Source organism: Clostridiales bacterium, from assembly GCA_017961515.1.
In the GTDB taxonomy this organism is placed as follows: domain Bacteria; phylum Bacillota; class Clostridia; order Acetivibrionales; family RGIG10202; genus RGIG10202.
Map to the genome: position 1 here is coordinate 78,250 of JAGCXC010000013.1, position 19,233 is coordinate 97,482.

Genomic DNA, 19,233 nt, shown 5'->3' on the forward strand with positions numbered 1-19,233 from the left:
GATGGGCATGTTAGATTTTTTACCTTTTGGGAAGAAAAAGGTATCAGAAGAAGAAGTTATGAAAGCAACGGTGCAAAATTGGCAGCCTGTAAAAGATATAAAAGAGGGAATAGTAATATTAAAGAATGGTGGATATGTAAAGATTGTTGAAGTGATTCCTATAAACTTCAAACTTAAGTCTGCAGCGGATAAAAGATTTTTGATATTAAATTACAGAGCTTTTCTTAAAGGATGTAGATTTCCAATGCAGATGTCGGTGCAATGTAGAAAGGCAGATATAGATCCACATTTAAATAGAATAAAAGCGCTGTACAAGATGGAGAAAAATGAGGATGTAAAGGATTTGACTAAGGGATATATGAAATTGGTTAAGTCATTAAATTATGGAACAAAAACTGCAATATCAAGAAGATTCTTTTTGATATTCCCTTATGTAACGCCTCCAGGAAAGAAAGATGAACCATTCCAAGAAGTAGTAAAGCAATTAAAAGATAAGGAAAGTAAGATAAAGGGATTCTTAGAACAGTGCGGTAATGAGATTGTGGAGGTTACAGACGAAAATGAATTTGTTGCAAATATATTGTATACCTACTTAAATAAGAAGACATCGGAACTACAGAAATTTTCAGGCAAACTGCTTAGCTTGAAAGGCTTGTTTGTAAGTTCTGACCTAGATGCAGTTGGAGAAGATACCGAAGACGAAGGGAGTGACGAAGAATGAGCCAGGAGCAAGAATTGGACATAACTCAAAATGAAAATGTTACAGCGGAAGAAAAAACAGCGGTTGTTAATGAAGAAAAACCAAAAGTGTCTAAAAAAGAAAAGCCTGATCAAGAGCATTTAGTGAACAAAAAAGAGAAAGAAGAAGGGAATGAGCAATTAAGGAAAGGCACAGTGTCATTGGTTGATCTAATAAGCCCATCGTCAATAGATACAAGAAATTGGCAGTATATCGAAGTAGATGGAACATATATATCGACAGTGCTAATTACAGGATATCCATATGAGAGAGTAGCTGGCTGGTTGGGCGACATAATAAGTTTTGATGAAGGAATAGAGCTTAACATGTATTATGAGCCATTGGATAAAGCAAAATTGGTAAAGGAATTAACGTATACAATAGGTGTTACCAGTGTTAATAGAAGAAATGTCGGGGAGAACCAAAGTGACGTTGATGTAATAGATGCAGCTATTGGTCATGCGAGGTATATGAGAGCACAGATGCAGTTAGAGAGCGAAGATCCTTACTATTTATATATTTTAATTTCTGTTTATGGAAATACAAAAGAGCAATTAGAGGAAAGATTAACAGCTATAGAAGCTAAGCTTGGTGCGATGGATATAATGTCTAGAAGGGCAGACTTTAGACATGAAGATGGATTTATTGCTTGTTTACCATTGCATCAAATAACACAAGATTTAAAGAAATCTACAGCAAGAAACGCACTAACATCAGGACTTGCGAGTACTTATCCATTTGTTAGTTCGGAGTTTTGTGATAATGACGGAATATTCTTTGGATTAAACGAGCACAATAGATCACTGGTTATAGTGGATATATTTAATACAAAACTTTATAAAAATGCAAATATGTGTATTTTGGGAACATCTGGAGCCGGAAAAACATTTTTGATTCAGCTACTTGCAATGAGAAATAGAATTCAAGGTGTGTCTATAATGATAATAGCGCCATTAAAAGGCCATGAGTTTAAGAGATCATGTATTGCAATAGGTGGACAGTTTTTAAGAATTGCACCGGGATCAGATGATTGTATTAATATAATGGAGATAAGAAATTCGACATTGGATGAGGATTTAGAGGAAGAAAGAGACGGAAGCAAAAAAGAGATGAGTTTGGTATTAGCAAAAATTCAAAAGCTTCATGTATTCTTTTCATTAGTATTTGAGGATATGACAGTTGAGGAAAAACAATTCTTGGATGATAAATTAGTTGAATGTTATGCTAATGCTGGTATGACATTTGATAATAATAGTCTGTATGAGGATGATCCAACAGGACTTTTGGCTCCAGAGGAGAGAAAGTTTAAGAAAATGCCGGTGTTGGGTGACTTGTATCAGTTGTTAGATGATGATCCAGATACAGAGAGATTGGCTCTTATTTTAAAGAGATTGGTAAGTGGATCACTAAAGTCATTTAACCAACAAACAAATGTCGATTTGTCTAACAAATATACAGTAGCTGACGTAAGTGAATTAAAAGAAGATTTGTTACCAATAGGAATGTATATAGTAACAGACTTTTTCTGGGATAAGATAAAAGAAGATAGAACACAGAAAAAGATCGTTGTTGTAGATGAGGCTTGGAACTTGATAGGAAGTACAGGTAATAGACAAACAGCAGGATTTATACTAGAGATATTTAAGATAATAAGAGGATATGGTGGATCAGCTATTGCTGCAACACAGGACGTAAACGACTTCTTAGCACTAGAGGGAGGTAAGTACGGAAAAGGTATCATAAACAATGCTAAGTTAAAGATATTGTTGCAGATAGAGGAAGAAGATGCTGAAAGTTTGCGTCGTATACTTAAGTTATCACAAGAAGAAATGGCAAAGGTAACAAGCTTTAAGAGAGGGCATGCTTTGTTTTATGCAGGAGCAAACCACTTGGCTATAGAGTTTGTTGCTTCACAAGAAGAAAAAGATATGATTACTACAGATAGGTCTGAGTTGGCAGAACTTAAGAGACGTAAAGAAGAAGCTAAAAATAGTATGAGTAATAAGGAAGAAGATATAGATTTAGGATTAGATGAAGAAGAGGAAGATAATTTCAATTTTGAGGACTTTAATTTTGAAGATTTAAATATAGATTTAGGACTAGATGAAGAGGAGAAATAGAGTATAAGTTTGTTGGAAATATATATGGATTTTTAAGAAAAATTTGATTAATAATTTCCATAAAAAAGATTGATGCGTACCGTATACAAAGGTAACACATCAATCTTTTTTTCTATAATAATACATAATATTACAAAAATTGAAAAAATAATTGACAATCAAATGAAAAACTGGTAATATATGACTAGATAATATTTCAAAAATCAACAAAAAAAGATAAAGAAGGGATAATATATGAAAAATTATTTTAAAGCATTAAGAGATTGGATTGTTGAGGGAGGTGCTATGAATTTTTGCAAGAAAGGAAGAGCGAAGTTAATGACGATACTTGTCTTAATTTGTGATGTGAATTTTAATGTGTATGACAAAAATGGAGATACTATGCTAACGAATGCAGTAAAGAATGGACATGCTGATATAGTCGATATACTAATAGACAATGAAGTTGATATGAATTACAAAAATGCTTGGGGTGACACAGCACTTATAACGGCAGTAGAAAGAGAAAACGAGAAAATAACCAGTTTAATTTTAAGTAGGCACACAGGAGTAGATGTAAATCTAAGAAATAGTAAGAAAGAAACAGCATTGTTAGTTGCAGTAGGAAAAGAAAATGAAGAGATAACTGATATGATTTTAAAACAAAGAGAAGTAGATATTAATTGTATGGATTTGTGGGGCAATAGTGCATTAAAAATAGCAATGAGTATGGGCAATAGCAATATAGTTGAAAAGCTTGTGCAAAGTGGAGCTAATACTGAAATGATAGATACAAAAATGAATACGGCTTTGTTATTTACGGTAAAACAGTGTGATTGTAGTATATTGGATTTATTAATACAAAATGGAATAGATATAAACCAAGCAGACAAAAGAGGAAATACAGCTCTAATGTGTGCGATAATTAGAGGTAATAAAAAAATGGTAAAATTACTTTTGGATAACAAGGCTAATGTAAATATGGTAAATAGTAGAGGTACTACGGCAGTTATGATGTCTATAAGCAAGGGATATAAAACTATAACGCAAGAACTAATCGATAAGAATGCTGACATAAATAGAGCTAATATAAAAGGTAATACACCACTTATGTTAGCGGCAAATCAGAAAGATGTAACGACAGTAAAAAGACTACTTAGGAATAAAGCGAATGTATTCAAGATAAATGACAAGGGGAATACTGCACTTGGTATAGCTAAGAAGAGAGGTATAGGGGATAAATTTAGCAAGAGTATGATGGATAGTATGAGTATCTAATGGAATATAGCCAGGGCAAAAAGATCTTTAAGAAAGATCTTTTTGCTTTGAACAAGGAATAGATACATTAGGGATATTTTCAATACGTTTAACCAAAGAAGAGTCTAAGTGAGTACTTCTATGTGAACCTTTTTTTAGGTGTCTATTATGCAACATGCGAATAATTCTTATAATATGTATTGATTGTGATTCCCAAAGATTTTGATAGTTTAATAGGGACGAGGAAAGATTGGGAGATAAGATCTTTCTAGTGGTAGCTGTAAAAGTTATAGCCTCTATGTCCTGATTGAACTTGGAGAAAGCATAAGCGGTATTAAAGAAATTAATAGGTTGTGCATATGACTTATTGGCGTAGAGCAATAATTTTTTAAAAGCAATTGACAAATATTTATTGATGACTTTGCTAAAATCATCTGTATCAGATAATAAATTTTTTTCATTTAAAAGAGGCGATATATTTGCACCATGTTCAATTAAATCAAGTGCAAGATCAATGTGTTTTAGTTTAAACGCTATAGTAAGTGGAGTCTCTTTTTTAGAATTAACGACGTTTATTCTGGCATTGTTTTTAATTAATTCAAAAGCTACATTGTCGAGTTTATTGGAACATGCTAAGGTAAGAGGAGTATCTTTTGAGGAATTGCACATATTAACGTTTACACCTTTTTGTATTAGCAAAATAGCGACCTCAGGTAATCTGTAAAGACAAGCAAGATGAAGAAAGGTGTTTTTGTTAGGAAGAAGAGTTCCCACATTTGCATTGCGTTTGATCAAAAGCGTAGCAACATTAGATAATCTTTGTATGCATGCAAAGGCAAGAGAAGTAACGCCATGGTAATCTCGTGCATTAATATCCGCCCCCTTGTAGATCAATTGTATAGCTATTTTATCTAGGCCACGGTCACAAGCCAGCATAAGAGGAGTAATTTTGTTCATGTTATGCACATGTATATTTGCATTATTTTGGAGAAGAAGTAAAATGGTACTTTCCATACTATATTCGCAAGCAAGAAGAAGAGGAGTTGAGCCGTCTATACTTTGTATATTGACATTAGCACCTTTTTGTATTAGTGTATTAGCAACCAATTCCATATTGTTTTCACAAGCGAGAAGAAGGGGAGTTGAGCCGTAAATATCCATTGTATTAACATTCGCGCCTTTTTCTATTAATGTAAGTGCTACTTTGCTCATGGAATACTTGCAAGAAAGCATAAGAGGAGTGAGCCCACCTATGCCATGTGCATGTATGTCAGCATTTGATGCTATTAGCTCTAGTGCAGTAGATTCCATAGAATTTTCGCAAGCAAAAAGAAGAGGTTGGTAGTACTTATTTGGGGAAATTGTCTTTGCATTTTTGTGAATTAAAGCCAAAGCTATATCTTCCATATTGTTTTTGCAAGCCCAAAGAAGTGGAGTAAATCTCGACGAATCCACAGTATTAATATCTGCACCATTATCTATCAAATAAATAGCAATATGATAGAGCTTATTTGCGCATGCTAATGTAAGGGGTGTATCGTTAAGTTTGTTTTTAACATTGATATTGGCACCAGATGCGAGCAATCGTTCTGCAACATTTACTAATTTGTTTTTGCAAGCCCAAAGAAGTGGAGTATAGCCGTCAGGGTCTACTACATTTATATTAGTACAAGAGTACATTAAATTAAGTGCGCTGTCACTTAGCTTGTATTTGCAAGCCCAAAGAAGAGTGAGATCCAAATTGTTTTTCCTAAGAAGAACGCGCATAGCTTCGGGAGGTAGTTTTACCATAGTAGAGAACAGTGAAGGAGTAGTTCCGTTAATGTCGATGACATTTATATTAGCACCTTTATTAATCAGTACAATATAGACATCAGAGAGATTCCTTTGACAAGAAAGAAGTAGAGGAGTTTCTCCGTATATACTAGTAGCGTCTATATTTGCGCCATGTCTAATTAATGATAAACAAAGGTCAGTGTGTCCATGTATGCATGCCAAGTGAAGAGGAGTGTATCCTTTTGCATTAGTTGCATTTATGTTAGCACGTTTTAGGAGCAATTTGTTTACTACGTTACTTAGATTATGAACACAAGCATAATGAAGGGGAGTTTCTTTAGATGGTACTAAAATATTAACATTAGCGCCATTATCAATCAGTAAGCACGCAATAGATGAATATTTATTAATACATGCTGTGTGTAAAGGAGCATATCCATACACATTAGCTGTATCTAGATTAACGGAGCAAGAAATTAATTTTTTAACAACATTTTCGAGACCTAAAGAGCAAGCTAGGTTAAGAGGGGTTTCGTGAGTTAAACTTTCAGCATCTGGGTTTGCACCATTTTCTATTAGTTTTATTGCTACATCAGAATGTTTATTCATGCAGGCGAAATGTAGGGACGTATAGTTGTGATGACCAGATAAAGTGTTAATATTTGCGCCATGTTCAATAAGTAGAGATACAATTTTTAAGTGGCCATTTATGCAAGCTGAAATAAGAGCTTCATCTAATGCATGGTGAGAAAGAAACGTATCAATATTTTTTGAAAGAAGTGCAATTACGATATTAAGATAACCATGTTTACAACTAAGTCTAAGTGGTGATTCATGAAGTATGTTTTTGGCGGACATATCTGCACCCATGTTAATTAACCTTATAGCTACAGATTCAAGTCCATTTGAACAAGCTATAGTAAGAGGAGTGTTTTTGTCTTTGCCAATACAGTTTATGTTAGCACCATTGTCTAATAATAGCATAGCAATATCAGAGTGCTTATACTTGCAGGCGATCATTAAAGGACTATATCCACATAAATTTGTTGAATTGATATTAAAGTTACTTTGTATAAGTTCTTTTACAATATCTAAATGACCTAATTTGCATACGTTAAATAAAATATTTTGCATAAAAAATAATCTCCTTTGCTAAAAAAGATCTAACGAAAGCATACTAGCATATATTTTTACATAAGTCAACGAAAAAAGACATGAGAGTAATATCCTCTTATACTTATACCTCAAATTTTTTTATAAAATTCTCGGTTCATACTAAACAAAAAAACGATCACAATGGCTACAAATAATTTGTTGACAAACACGAGTATAAGTATTAGACTATGGAAGTAAATTTTAACGTTGTGAAAGGGGTATATCCAGATGAAGATTGACATATTTGAGATGTCAAGGCATACAAAAAAATTAATATATGCATTGGGTAAGGACGAGATAAGTAAAGTAATTGATATTCAAAAAGAGAATATGGGTTTAACTAAGCTACATATAGCATGTCTTTTGAGAGATTTTAATTGGGCTACAAATATAATTAAGGTATATGGAGCAAAAACATTGGAGGAGAAAGATAATTATGGTAATACGCCTTTGCATATAGCCTGCTTATACAAAAGTTTTAATCTTATTAATTTTATGCTAAAAGAGGGAGGATTAGCGATTTTAAATGTTAAAAATAAAGATAGAAATACTCCTGTAGATATGTTGGACAAAAGGGATTTTGGTAGACTAACGGACTGTTTACTATCTTGTATAGAAATTTGTGATGATGTTAAAAAAGGTGAGTATTTGTTATATTGGGCGTTTAAGTTTGATCAAAGAGAAATATTTCTGGAGCTTTTAGATAAAGGATATAAGACAGCCAAATTAAATCAGATATATATGTTTAGGAAGGCTTGTCAGAATAGTGATATAGAAGTTATAAATAAGTTGAAAAAAAGCGGGGTAAGAGTGAATATGAGAGATTTGAGTGAAAACCCTGTAATTTATTTAAGATATAAGGATAAAGAAGTAGAAGCTGTGCCTTGTGATCCACAAAGTACAAACAATAAACAGCTAGGGGGAAATATTTGTAAAGACAGTTACATTATAAAAGAAGTTTCGGTGGATGATTTGAGTGATAAATATAAAGCTAATGATTTGAGCAATATTGGGAATGATAAAGAAGCATATGCAAATGGGAACAATGCACTACATATAGCTATATATAACAAAAATATTTATTTTGCAACAGAACTATTAAAAAGTGAAGAGGATATTGATGCAAAGAACAAGTTTGGACATACACCACTTTTCATTGCTGTTATGAAAAATGAATTAAATTTTGCAAAAACGCTTATAGATATGGGAGCAGATCTAGATGTAGCAGATGAATATGGAAGAAATATAGTACATATGGCTTGTGAGAATGGAGAATTTGAATTTGTAAATTGGATAATAGAAAAAAAAGCAAATATTTTTTCAAAAATTGCCAAAGAGAATGCGGGTTATTTTGATAGAAGGGAAACAGCGTTACATTTCGCGTGCAGAGGAGGCAATCTTGATTTAGTCAAGCTATTAGTGGAGAAATACAAATTTGATGTTAATGCTAAGTCTTCTAGTGGATATATGCCTATTGCATATGCTAAAGATGAAGGTATAATAAGGTATTTAGTTGGCCGAGGTGCACGCATAGATGCTTATAGTATACATGGGGATACACCTTTACACACAGCTTATAAAAATAAAAATTTTGAGTTAATAGATTTCTTATTGAATAATAAAGCAGATATAAATTGGCCAGGAGGAGAGGAATTTAAAACTGTATTGGAACAGGCTTGTATTAATAATGATATTTTTGCAGTTAGGAAGTTTTTAGAAAGAGGAGCTTTAGCTAATGTGACCTACAAAAGAAGAAACGTTATATATCCACTACATATTGCAGTGTTAAATAAAAGAAAAGATATAGCGGCTTTATTGATAAAACATGGAGCTAATATAGATGCTGTATATAGAAAAGTTACTGCATTGGCGTTGGCGTGCGAAGAGAATGATATTGATATGGTAAAACTTTTAGTAGAAAATGGGGCAAGGGTTAGTGCTATACGAGATCAAAAATCATCAACCATATCTCCACTGCTTAGTGCGTACGTAAGTCGTAGTAAAGAGATAGCGGTTTTGTTGATAAATAATGGAGCGAGTATTGCACAAGGAGAGTTAGAGGAGATATCAAAGGATTTTCTAAAATCTTTATTGCGTAAGGTAGAGCCTAGTGGGGGGATGGGTATTGCATATTATTTGGATGGAGCAAATGGAGTATATAATTATTTAGTAAGATATTTTAATTATCAATCTTTAAAGATGGAATTAACAAGGTATATTAGACAACATGATCGAACAATAGAGCTAAAAACACCTGATCATTTACAGAAGATAGTTCAACAAATAAAACGTGTGGAGAATGATTTAAATAAAGTTAAGGAAAGCACAGAGTACATAAAATTAACTTTGAAAATAAGGAGTTTAAGAGAGAGTTTTTGCTTTTTTGATAAACAGATGGAGAGGTTATTGATATATAAAAGATCTACTCCTCAAAAAAGAAAAGAATTGGCCAATAATATGGAATTAATAAAATATGAGCACAATAAGTTAGTGAGGGCAATAAAACTAATTGATATATATTTAAAGGATATTACTGTTTGTTTGAACTTATATGACAACGTATATAATAATAAAAAAATAAGCAGAAAAAGAGAGAGAGTTGAGAGTGTAGAGATGACATTGCAAAATAAGGGAATAGATAAATGATATTAAGGAAGATACAATAGGGTATCTTCCTTATCAACTAGTCTTATTAGCTAAATGGTGTTTAAACCATTCTTCTGAGTAGGGAACGAATTTAAATTTTTGAAAATAATATTTTTCTTTAAAGAAGGCTACGATATATGGGTTTTCATACGTTTTTTCTAAGGAATCCAAATATTCTTTTAATTTTTCAGGTAGTGAAGGGTTATCAAATTGCATCTCAAAAATCTTATCTGAAAATTCATTCCATACTTCCACAAAAAATTTGCGAAGTTCAATATTGCTGGTTAGATCCTCTGATATAAAGTTTACAAGTTTATATAAATCCATATCAAATTTTTTAGTCCCAGATGTATATACTTCTTGAACGTTTTTAAGATCTAAAACTTCTTCCCCAGTTTCCGAATTCCTATTAAATACATATATATCAATAGTATGATTGTTTATTTTGGCTCTATAGAATGTTTTTACACAAAGATCATTCATTATAAAATATGTTTTTTCTGAAATTAATTCTTCTGGCATAAAATTCATCTCCTTTAATCAAGAAATAAATATTTGTCATACAATATTGGTGAAATTTTGGTTTTGTTGTTACCATCTATAGTGATCATATATAAACAACCGTTATCACTGAAGTTTTCGTAATAGATCCAATCATTTAAAATATTTATTCTTTTAGTATAATCATTGTTTAGCTTTTGTAAATTAAGTCCATTTATATTTATTTTATATAAATTATTATAATCTTTAACGTTAGAAAAATATATATAATCTTTATATATGTTAAGAAAATTTGCTTCCACATTGCAAATTACACATTTCTCACCTCCATTTAGTTCCATACGATAAATTTTATTACATTCTAGATTACTATAAAAAATTTGATTTTTATATATGTTAACAAATAAAGATGACGTAGAATTAAGTCGTATCTTGTTTTTGGTAGCTATATCAAATTTATATATATAATTATTATCGGATTCATTGACGTAATAAAGAGTGTCTTTGTACATGGAAATATATTTGCAACTATCTTTATTTATACACATATTATCTAACCCATTAGGCTTTATCCTAAACAATTTACCATCATAAGAGGTGTAGTATAACCAATCCTTATAAAAAAGAAACCAAGTTGTTTCTTTATCCAACACAATTTTTTTAGAAGAGCCGTTAACATTAGTTTCATATATTTTGTCGTTATCGCTTCTGTTTATAAAATAAATTAAATCCTTATAATATATTAGATTATCTGCGTGATCATCAAATAATTTTTTATAAATATTTTCTTTTTTATTGATTTTATAAATCTTTTGCCCATCACTTAAGTTGATTAAATAATTAGTATCATTCACAAGAATAACTAAATTACCGTTAATGTTATTGCCTGAAGCTGTAACATTAGCAGAATTTTGTGAAGATATGAGAAAAAAATCAGGTTCATTAAAAGTTGCTAATAAATCAAGAAAATCATTTTTCATATCTTTAGCAGATTGATATCTTTTACTCACATTAAATGAAATAGCTTTTAAAATTATTTTAGCTAATTGTCCCTCACATTGGGCAGGGTTTGGAACTTCTTCACTAGATAATCTTTTAAATAATGCAAGTTTAGAATCGTCATTAATATTTTTAGCAAATGGGAACATATTATTATTTAAAAGCTTATATAAAACAATTCCAAGTGAATATAGATCGGAACAGTTACTAAATTTTCCCGAATTAAAAATTTCAGGTGGTTGATAAAAATAATTTGATAAATTTTCTGTTTTTACTAAAAGATTATCTCTATCTACAGATAAATCAAAATTTCCCAAGCAAAAATGCTTATTTGCATTAAAAAAGATTGAATCAGGGTTTATATTTTTATGAATTATATTTTGCTCATGACATTTTTCGAGAGCGGTTAATATATCAATAGCAAGCATAATTACGTCTTTTTTTGTGATATTATTATTTTCAAGGAATTTTGGTAGAGTATAGGAATAGTCCATACGAATTAGTATGTCATACCCCATATTATCATATCTTTTTATAATAGAGTGATCTTTATATTGCAATATATTTTGATCAAGCGAAGACAGAGTATCTAGTTCGCTATTAATATTATCCAAATTACTTGGGGCAACAGATATAATTTTCAAAATAGATTCATATTTTTTATCTAAATTATTTTTAGATATTTTGTATACTGAACCTAATCGATCCTGACCTAATTTTTCTTCTAGTTGCCAATCGCCAAAAAAAGGTTCGTATAGCTTCAAGTAGTTCATTGTTTTCACTCCTCTATAACAGAATAAAACAACTAAATATATTACTTATAATGTTGCTTTAGAACCCAATTTAGGATATCGACAAAATAAAGTTTATTTTTACAGGATAATGTATACATTAAAGTATAGTGATTTTATTATCGAATATATATTAGTAGGCTAATCCTAAAAGATAATGGGAAGGAAGGTAAAGTGTATGGGAATCCTTATAAAAAATAGGTACAAATTGATAAATACATTATCAGAAGGTTTAGTTAGTACTGTTTGGCTTGCTTCAGATAAGCAGATTATAAGGAAGAAAGAAACAGAAGTTATAGTAAAAACTATTAAAAAGAGTGACATAACAGGAGACATAGATAGTATAATTTATTTTAAAAATATAGTAAACACATTATCTCAAAAGGATTTAAGGGTTGCTCCAAGGATTATAGACAAAGGAGAAATAGGGGACAAAATATTTATTGTAATGGAGAAGATTAGCGGAACACCGTTGAATGAATATTTGACGGAGGCTATGTCTATTAATGAAAAAGTGGATTTATTTATTAACATAGCAAAGGCGCTAAATAAATTACATGACTTAGGTGTGGTACACAATAATATAAAGCCTAGCAACATACTAATAAAATCTGGTGCTAATGAGAATACGGATGTTAGTATGATAGGAATAGATTTGTCGTTTTTGTTAAAAGATGAAGTGATGGATAAGCTTTTAGAGCAAAATATAAATTATATATCACCTGAACAAATTGGGTTAATACAAAAAGATATAGACAAGAAAAGTGATATGTATTTGATGGGTATAGTATTTTATGAAATGTTAACCAATCATTTGCCAATAGTAGGAGACGATATAAATGAATTGTTATATAATCAGATATCACGAAGACCAGATAGTCCGTCAAAATATAATAATAAGATTGATGAGACATTGGAACAAATTATATTTAAATTACTAGAAAAAGATCCTCAAAGTCGTTATGGATCTACTCAAGGGTTACTACATGATTTAGGGAAATACAAAAAAGGTAATAGAAACTTTAAGCTTGGCTTATTTGACGAGAATATAAACATAAAATATAACGTCAATATGGTTGGAAGAGAAAAGGAGTTATCTTATATAGAAACTATATTTTCTAATTTAGAAAAATCGGAAGGGAAATTTGTAATAATAGAGGGTAATCAGGGAATAGGAAAGAGAAGATTATTAGATGAGTTTAAGAATTCGATTCATGGGAGAAGAGCGTTAGTAGTGGATAGTAAAGACACTCTTGTAGAAAAAAATGGTAAGTATTCGTTAATAAGAAATATTATATTTTTGATTGTAAAAGAAATAAAAACATATTCTAATGATGATCAAAACCAAATGGTTAATAAATTACGAAAAGAATTAGGTGAGTGGGGAGCATTATTAATTAATATAAGCCCTGAGCTAGAAGAAATTTTGTACAAATATTCGACAGTTACAAATTTAACAGGTGGAGAAAGGGTGCGAAAGGAATATCAGGCTTTAGATATATTTTTTAAGAGCATGGATATATTTGATAAAGCATTGATAATACTAGTTAATAAGATTGACGTAATAGACAAAGAGAGTTTGGAATATTTAAAACATTTTGCAGGAGAAATATCAAAACATAAAATTATGATATTAGCAACATGTAAAAATAACATAAAAGACCTAAATAATGTAGAAGTAATAAAGTTAAAACTTTTGGACTATAGCAATGTAAATGAGATGGTAAGCGAATTATTAAATTATGATAGCGATAAAACAGAAAAAATAACAGACATTGTATATAGAAAAAGTAGCGGTAATCCGCGATATACACTGCAAGTGTTAAAGCAATTAGTTAGCCAAAATATTGTGAACAAAAAAGATGGAGAATGGGTATACAATGAAAATAAGGTAAAAGAGACAGATATAGCAGATAGTTTTTTGGATGTTCAAATAAAAGAGATATTGGATATGTCGGATGATGAATTATATGTACTAACTGTTCTGGCCTGTATAGGCAAAGAAGTAGAGGTTGATGTATTAGAAGGCGTACTAGGTAGATCAAAAGAACAAACGTCTTTGATTCTTGATAGGTTTTGTGAATCGAAACTTATAGAATTTAATGATTTTAAATATAGTTTTTTGAGTGAAAAGATACGCGAGAACTTAATAGCAAGAGTTAAAAAAGATAATGAAAAATTACTACATAATAGAATAGCCAATAGTTTAGAAAAAAAATATGCTGACAATAAAGAGTATATATTAAATATATATGAGCATTTTAAAAAGGCTGACAATAAAGAAAAAATGGAGGAATACGCAAAAAAGGTAAAGGAACTTAACATATATAACCTAGATAGTAAACTTGCGTTAGAGTGTTTTGATGATATACTAAAAATTAAAAATGATCCAGAGTACAAAAAAATGGTTGCTAAAATACATTACATGTTAGGGGAATTGGATATAGCGGCACTTTTGTTCAAGGAGCTATACAATGTGTCTGAAACAGAAAAAGACAAAATAGGATTGATAGTTAATCTTATAAATATTTACAATAAAAAGCAAGAGTATACCAAGAGCGAGAATTATATCGAAATAGCACTAAATATTTTAAATATAAAAATTCCTAAAAACAGATTTATCATGTGGCTAGATTATATAAATGATTCAACAATGATTAAAGGAAGAGAAAAAGATAAGGAGAATATTGAAAACAAGATAGAACTTTATATAGCATTAGCTAGTTACTATAAAGGAAAAGACGATTTAAAAAGTAAGTATTTTGCGAAAAAACAATACAATCTAATGAAATGTTTGCAAGGTAATAAAAATATAGAGATAGAAGCGATAAATGCATTTCACGAATATTGTAGGAATAGTAGCACGAGACTTTTAGATATAACTATAAATGAGAGAGACGAATTAAAACATAGATATCAGATTGCATATACATATAAATTGTATGGGGAATATTATGAAAAAAGGGGACAGTATAAAGAGGCTATCGATAAATATGTAAAGAGTGCCAATTTGTATAAATCTATCAATAATGATTTTTGTTATTATAAAATACAAAGCAAGATATTTGATAATGATTATAATTTGAGTTTGTATAGAGACGCCATGGAAATAAATAAAGATTATAGTGAATTTGTTTCTAATAAATATGAACAATACAATATAAAAGCATACAGTAATTTCTTAAAAATATATATTGCTTATAATGATACTAAAAATATAGATGAATATAAGAGGAAAATACAAGATTTTTTAAGAGATAATGATAATATTGATACTCCACTATACATATATGCACTAAAGGTATTAGGTATGATGGAATTGGAGAATGGCACAATAGTTGAGGCAATAGAGCGGTTTAAAAACATAATACTTTTGAAAAATACTGATGCAAGTGTTTATTTATATTTAGTTGAAGCATACATAGAACAATTATTATCTAATGACAAATTTGTTTTGCTAGAGAAAAATGTTATTATAAGTGATATAAATAGACTGTTAAAAAGAGCCAGAAAATTGTGTAGTAGAGTTGAAAAGGGTAGGTACTATTATCAAAAGGCGAGATTTTATAGTTTTTTAGAAAAAAATACACGAGCAAATGAATATTATAATGCAAGTATAAGAGTGCTATATAAGTTTAATGATCAATATATGTTGGCCAGAGTATATACAGACTATGCAAAGTTTTTGAATGATAATGGAGATAAAGAAAGGTGCACTGAGAATTTAGAAAAAGCGTATATAATATTTTCTAAAATAGGAGCTCAAAAATACATTGACAAAATAAGAAAGCATTTTAATCTAATAATTAATGAGCAAGAGAAGATATCTATGGCAAAGAAGGTGAAATATGCAGCGCAGTTAGAGATTGTGCTAAAATTGAATCAGCACATAAGTTCAATGCTTAATATAAATGATTTATTGGACAAGGTGTTAAAAATAGCGATTGAGTATACTGGAGCGACAGGAGGTTGTATATTTACAATAGATAGAGGAACAAGATATTTGAAAAAAAGGTTGAGTTATTTTATATCAAATGAAGTATATTCAAAAGAAGTACTAAAGTTGGTACAAGACAAAAAGAAGTCATTGCTAATTGCGAATGCATCTTGCGATGAAAGGTTTTTAAGTGATAGAGATGTTTTGATAAATGATATTAAATCAGTAATAGCAGTACCAATAAAATATGGAGACGATATAAAGGGAATTTGCTATTTAAGCAATAATTTAGCGGAAGGCGTGTTTGATGAAAGAGATTTGGAAATTTTAGAATTATTAATGAGCCAGGCTGCCATATCTCTAGAGAACGCAGAACTGTACGAAATGGCAATTACAGATGGATTAACAGGTCTAATAACGCATAAACATTTTAAATATATAGCTACTCAAGAGTTAGAAAAAAGCATAAGGCACAAGAGAGATTTATCAATAGCAATGTTAGATATAGATCACTTTAAAAAATTTAATGATACTTACGGACATCAAGCAGGAGATTATGTTTTGGCTGAAGTAGCGAGAATGACTAAAGAATTATTTAGATTAAGTGATAGCGTAGCACGGTACGGGGGAGAGGAATTTGTTATACTTATGCCGGACACAGATGAAGAAGGAGGTTTTATTGCTTGCGAGCGTTTAAGGAAAAAGATTGAGGAGAAAGTATTTTTGTTTGGGGAAGATTCTTTTAGTGTTACAGTGAGTATGGGGATTGCAGAACTTAAAAGTCCTGAACAAACAGTAGAAGAAATAATAAAAGCATCGGATTTGGCATTATATAAATCAAAAGAAACTGGAAGAAATAAGGTTACAAAAGCAGAGCTTAGTTAACAATTTGTTTAGCAAAATACTAATTTAGGGAGAATATACAATATATTTTAAAAATAAAGGCAAAAATAATGCAATTTTAGTATTGACTTACTAAAGAAAGAGTATTATACTCTTTGAAGGAGTGAGTAAACGAGATGAACGCGGGCACAAAACCGAAAGGTTGTGCGTGAGGAAAGTCCGGGCTCCATAGGGTAAGGGTGCCGGGTAACTCCCGGTGAAGGTAACTTTAAGGAAAGTGCAACAGAAATATACCGCATAAGAGATTATGTAAGGGTGGAATGGCGAGGTAAGAGCTCACCAGCAGTAGGGTAATCTACTGGCTATGTAAACCCCATCCGGAGCAACACCGTGGAGAAACGTAATAAAGCGACCCGCTTAGTTTCGAGGAGGTGGCTTGAGCTGTGCAGAGATGCACGGCCTAGATAGATGTTCATCAAGAACAGAACCCGGCTTAAAAGTTTACTCATTTTTCCATGAAAAAAATACGGTTAAGAAACCGAAAAGTGAAGTAATAATGTTGTGGGTTTGTTGATCTTAGAGAATTGGAGGAGAGATTTTAGTGAGTACAGATGTTTTATCAACGCAAAGGCCTGTTTCATTATTGAGGAGGGGTACTGATGTATAAGAAAATATCTAAGCTTAAAGTATTTTTTTTGATGTCCACGGTTATATTGTCGTTATTATCTTGTGGATCGTATGCAGCGAAGGAGAAAGAAATAGTTATTTTACACACAAATGATGTACATTCTAGAGCAAAGGATAATGGCTTAGAGATAGGGTATGCTAGATTTAGTACATATATAAAGAGTGTAAGGAACGAATTGAAGGTAGATCCTATAGTACTGGACGCGGGGGACGCTTTTCATGGAAAAATAATATCGTACAGCAGTGAAGGCGAGAGTATAGTTAATGTAATGAACAGAGTGGGCTATACAGCGATGTGTCCAGGGAATCATGATTTTAATTATGGATCCAAGAGGTTAGTAGAGTTATCGCAGTTAGCAAAGTTTAACGTGCTGTCTGCGAACGTGGTAGATCTAGAAAAGAAACATGTTTTTACACCGTACATAATAATAGAGAGAGAGGGTGTAAAGATAGGGATATTTGGTTTATGCACACCCGAGACTGCAACAAAGACAAATCCTAAGAATGTCCGAGATGTAGAATTTCAAGAATGCATAGAAGTATCAAAGCGAGTGGTGAACGAATTAAAGAGCAAGAAAGTAGATGCTATAATTTGTTTGGGTCACATAGGATTAGATACCTCCAGCGTTATAACAAGTGATGTTATATGTTCGAGTGTAGACGGCATAGATTTGTTTGTAGATGGACACAGTCACACAAAATTAGAAAATGGGCTTAGAGTTAATAACACATACATAGTATCCACAGGTCAATATTTGAATAACATAGGACAAGTTAAGATGAGGTTTGGAAAAGGTAATAAGTTAGTAAATATAGAATGCGAGTTAATATCGAAGGAAGAAGTTTCTAAATTAGAAGAAGATCCGGAAATAGTAGATTTTATAAATGAGATTGAAAGAGAGCAATCTCATGAGTTGGGAGAGATTATAGCCCACACAGATATAAAATTAGATGGAGAGAGAAAGAGAGTAAGAACTAGTAGTACCAATATGAGTAAGATGTTGTCACAGGCGATATATGAGTTTACAAATGCGGATGTTGCCATATTAAATGGTGGAACGATAAGATCTAGCATAGATATAGGGGATATTACACGGATGGATATAATAAGTGTGTTGCCGTTTGATAATACATTGGTTACGAAAAAGATGACAGGTAGTCAGTTAAAGAAGGTATTAGAAGAGGGAGTAGGATATTATCCAGTGGAAAATGGAGGATTTCCTGATATAGCTGGTATGACATATAAATTCGATCCTAATAGACCTAAAGGAAGTCGAGTTATAAGCATAAAGAAAGATGGCGAAGACATAAAGATGAACAAGGAGTATATAGTTGCGTTGTCTGACTATTTGGACGAAGGTGGAGATAATTATCCATTTGCAGATATTCCGTTTATTGATGAGCATAAGCCTGTAAATGAAATATTTACAGAATATTTAAGAAATAATCCGGTTATTGGAGAGTCAAATGACATTATGGTAAATACGAAGATAATATTTACACCAGTAGATATGCTAATATGGTATAGAGTCTCGGAAGGAGAGGGTTTGGAGAGTATTGCTAAAAAGTATGGTGTAGATGTGTATGATATTGCTAAAATGAATGATTTGGATTTAAGAAATCCAAAGATTTGGAAAGGTCAGATTTTGTTTATACAAAAGGCTTCATAAAATAACTTTTATCTTTAACAAGGCGGAAACCCACTGCCCTTGGGCGGTGGGAGGAGCCTCGCAGATTAATAACAATTAGCCTTGTGTTTCAATATACTTTTGTATAATCGCAGATGATACCTCTCCAATACTA

9 protein-coding genes and 1 other RNA gene are annotated in these 19,233 nt (G+C 31.3%); 7 read left to right on the plus strand and 3 right to left on the minus strand.

Annotated elements, in window-relative coordinates; translation table 11 throughout:
• Position 1: 1 nt before the first annotated feature.
• The 3 genes from J6Y29_00730 to J6Y29_00740 all read left to right on the plus strand — a co-directional run bounded on the left by J6Y29_00730 (position 2) and on the right by J6Y29_00740 (position 4,116).
• Complete coding sequence (locus J6Y29_00730) at positions 2 to 721, plus strand: hypothetical protein (protein ID MBP5426418.1); 720 nt, start codon at positions 2 to 4, stop codon at positions 719 to 721.
• On the plus strand, positions 718 to 2,859 hold the full coding sequence (locus J6Y29_00735) for a hypothetical protein (protein ID MBP5426419.1): 2,142 nt from the start codon (positions 718 to 720) through the stop codon (positions 2,857 to 2,859). The genes J6Y29_00730 and J6Y29_00735 overlap by 4 nt, the downstream gene beginning before the upstream one ends.
• A gap of 234 nt (positions 2,860 to 3,093) precedes the next feature.
• On the plus strand, positions 3,094 to 4,116 hold the full coding sequence (locus J6Y29_00740) for an ankyrin repeat domain-containing protein (GenBank protein ID MBP5426420.1): 1,023 nt from the start codon (positions 3,094 to 3,096) through the stop codon (positions 4,114 to 4,116).
• A gap of 27 nt (positions 4,117 to 4,143) precedes the next feature.
• Here J6Y29_00740 and J6Y29_00745 read toward each other — a convergent pair whose 3' ends face one another.
• Positions 4,144 to 7,005 carry an ankyrin repeat domain-containing protein gene (locus J6Y29_00745; GenBank protein MBP5426421.1) on the minus strand — a complete coding sequence of 954 codons (2,862 nt, stop codon included), beginning with the start codon at positions 7,003 to 7,005 and terminating at the stop codon, positions 4,144 to 4,146.
• A gap of 249 nt (positions 7,006 to 7,254) precedes the next feature.
• Here J6Y29_00745 and J6Y29_00750 point away from each other — a divergent pair, with 249 nt between their 5' ends.
• Entirely contained in the window at positions 7,255 to 9,672 is a 2,418-nt protein-coding gene (locus J6Y29_00750) for an ankyrin repeat domain-containing protein (protein ID MBP5426422.1), read from the plus strand.
• A 33-nt stretch (positions 9,673 to 9,705) separates the two neighbouring features.
• Here J6Y29_00750 and J6Y29_00755 read toward each other — a convergent pair whose 3' ends face one another.
• Positions 9,706 to 10,194, minus strand: coding sequence for a hypothetical protein (locus J6Y29_00755; protein ID MBP5426423.1), 489 nt, complete (start codon positions 10,192 to 10,194; stop codon positions 9,706 to 9,708).
• A gap of 14 nt (positions 10,195 to 10,208) precedes the next feature.
• Positions 10,209 to 11,945: a DUF5050 domain-containing protein gene (locus J6Y29_00760; GenBank protein MBP5426424.1), complete on the minus strand. Its 1,737-nt coding sequence runs from the start codon at positions 11,943 to 11,945 to the stop codon at positions 10,209 to 10,211.
• Between the two features lie 196 nt (positions 11,946 to 12,141).
• On the opposite strand from J6Y29_00760, the gene J6Y29_00765 reads away from it, so the two are divergent.
• From J6Y29_00765 to J6Y29_00775, 3 genes are all read left to right on the plus strand, one after another.
• Complete coding sequence (locus tag J6Y29_00765; protein ID MBP5426425.1) at positions 12,142 to 16,785, plus strand: diguanylate cyclase; 4,644 nt, start codon at positions 12,142 to 12,144, stop codon at positions 16,783 to 16,785.
• Between the two features lie 122 nt (positions 16,786 to 16,907).
• Positions 16,908 to 17,255, plus strand: an RNA gene (gene rnpB / locus J6Y29_00770) — RNase P RNA component class A.
• A gap of 147 nt (positions 17,256 to 17,402) precedes the next feature.
• Entirely contained in the window at positions 17,403 to 19,100 is a 1,698-nt protein-coding gene (locus tag J6Y29_00775) for a 5'-nucleotidase C-terminal domain-containing protein (protein MBP5426426.1), read from the plus strand.
• Positions 19,101 to 19,233: the final 133 nt, after the last annotated feature.

Excerpts from the sequence above, each read along its gene's own strand:
- J6Y29_00730 (MBP5426418.1), top strand. The coding sequence starts at position 2 with ATGGGCATGTTAGATTTTTTACCTTTTGGGAAGAAAAAGGTATCAGAA.
- J6Y29_00735 (MBP5426419.1), top strand. The coding sequence starts at position 718 with ATGAGCCAGGAGCAAGAATTGGACATAACTCAAAATGAAAATGTTACA.
- J6Y29_00740 (MBP5426420.1), top strand. The coding sequence starts at position 3,094 with ATGAAAAATTATTTTAAAGCATTAAGAGATTGGATTGTTGAGGGAGGT.
- J6Y29_00745 (MBP5426421.1), bottom strand. The coding sequence starts at position 7,005 with ATGCAAAATATTTTATTTAACGTATGCAAATTAGGTCATTTAGATATT.
- J6Y29_00750 (MBP5426422.1), top strand. The coding sequence starts at position 7,255 with ATGAAGATTGACATATTTGAGATGTCAAGGCATACAAAAAAATTAATA.
- J6Y29_00755 (MBP5426423.1), bottom strand. The coding sequence starts at position 10,194 with ATGCCAGAAGAATTAATTTCAGAAAAAACATATTTTATAATGAATGAT.
- J6Y29_00760 (MBP5426424.1), bottom strand. The coding sequence starts at position 11,945 with ATGAACTACTTGAAGCTATACGAACCTTTTTTTGGCGATTGGCAACTA.
- J6Y29_00765 (MBP5426425.1), top strand. The coding sequence starts at position 12,142 with ATGGGAATCCTTATAAAAAATAGGTACAAATTGATAAATACATTATCA.
- J6Y29_00775 (MBP5426426.1), top strand. The coding sequence starts at position 17,403 with ATGTATAAGAAAATATCTAAGCTTAAAGTATTTTTTTTGATGTCCACG.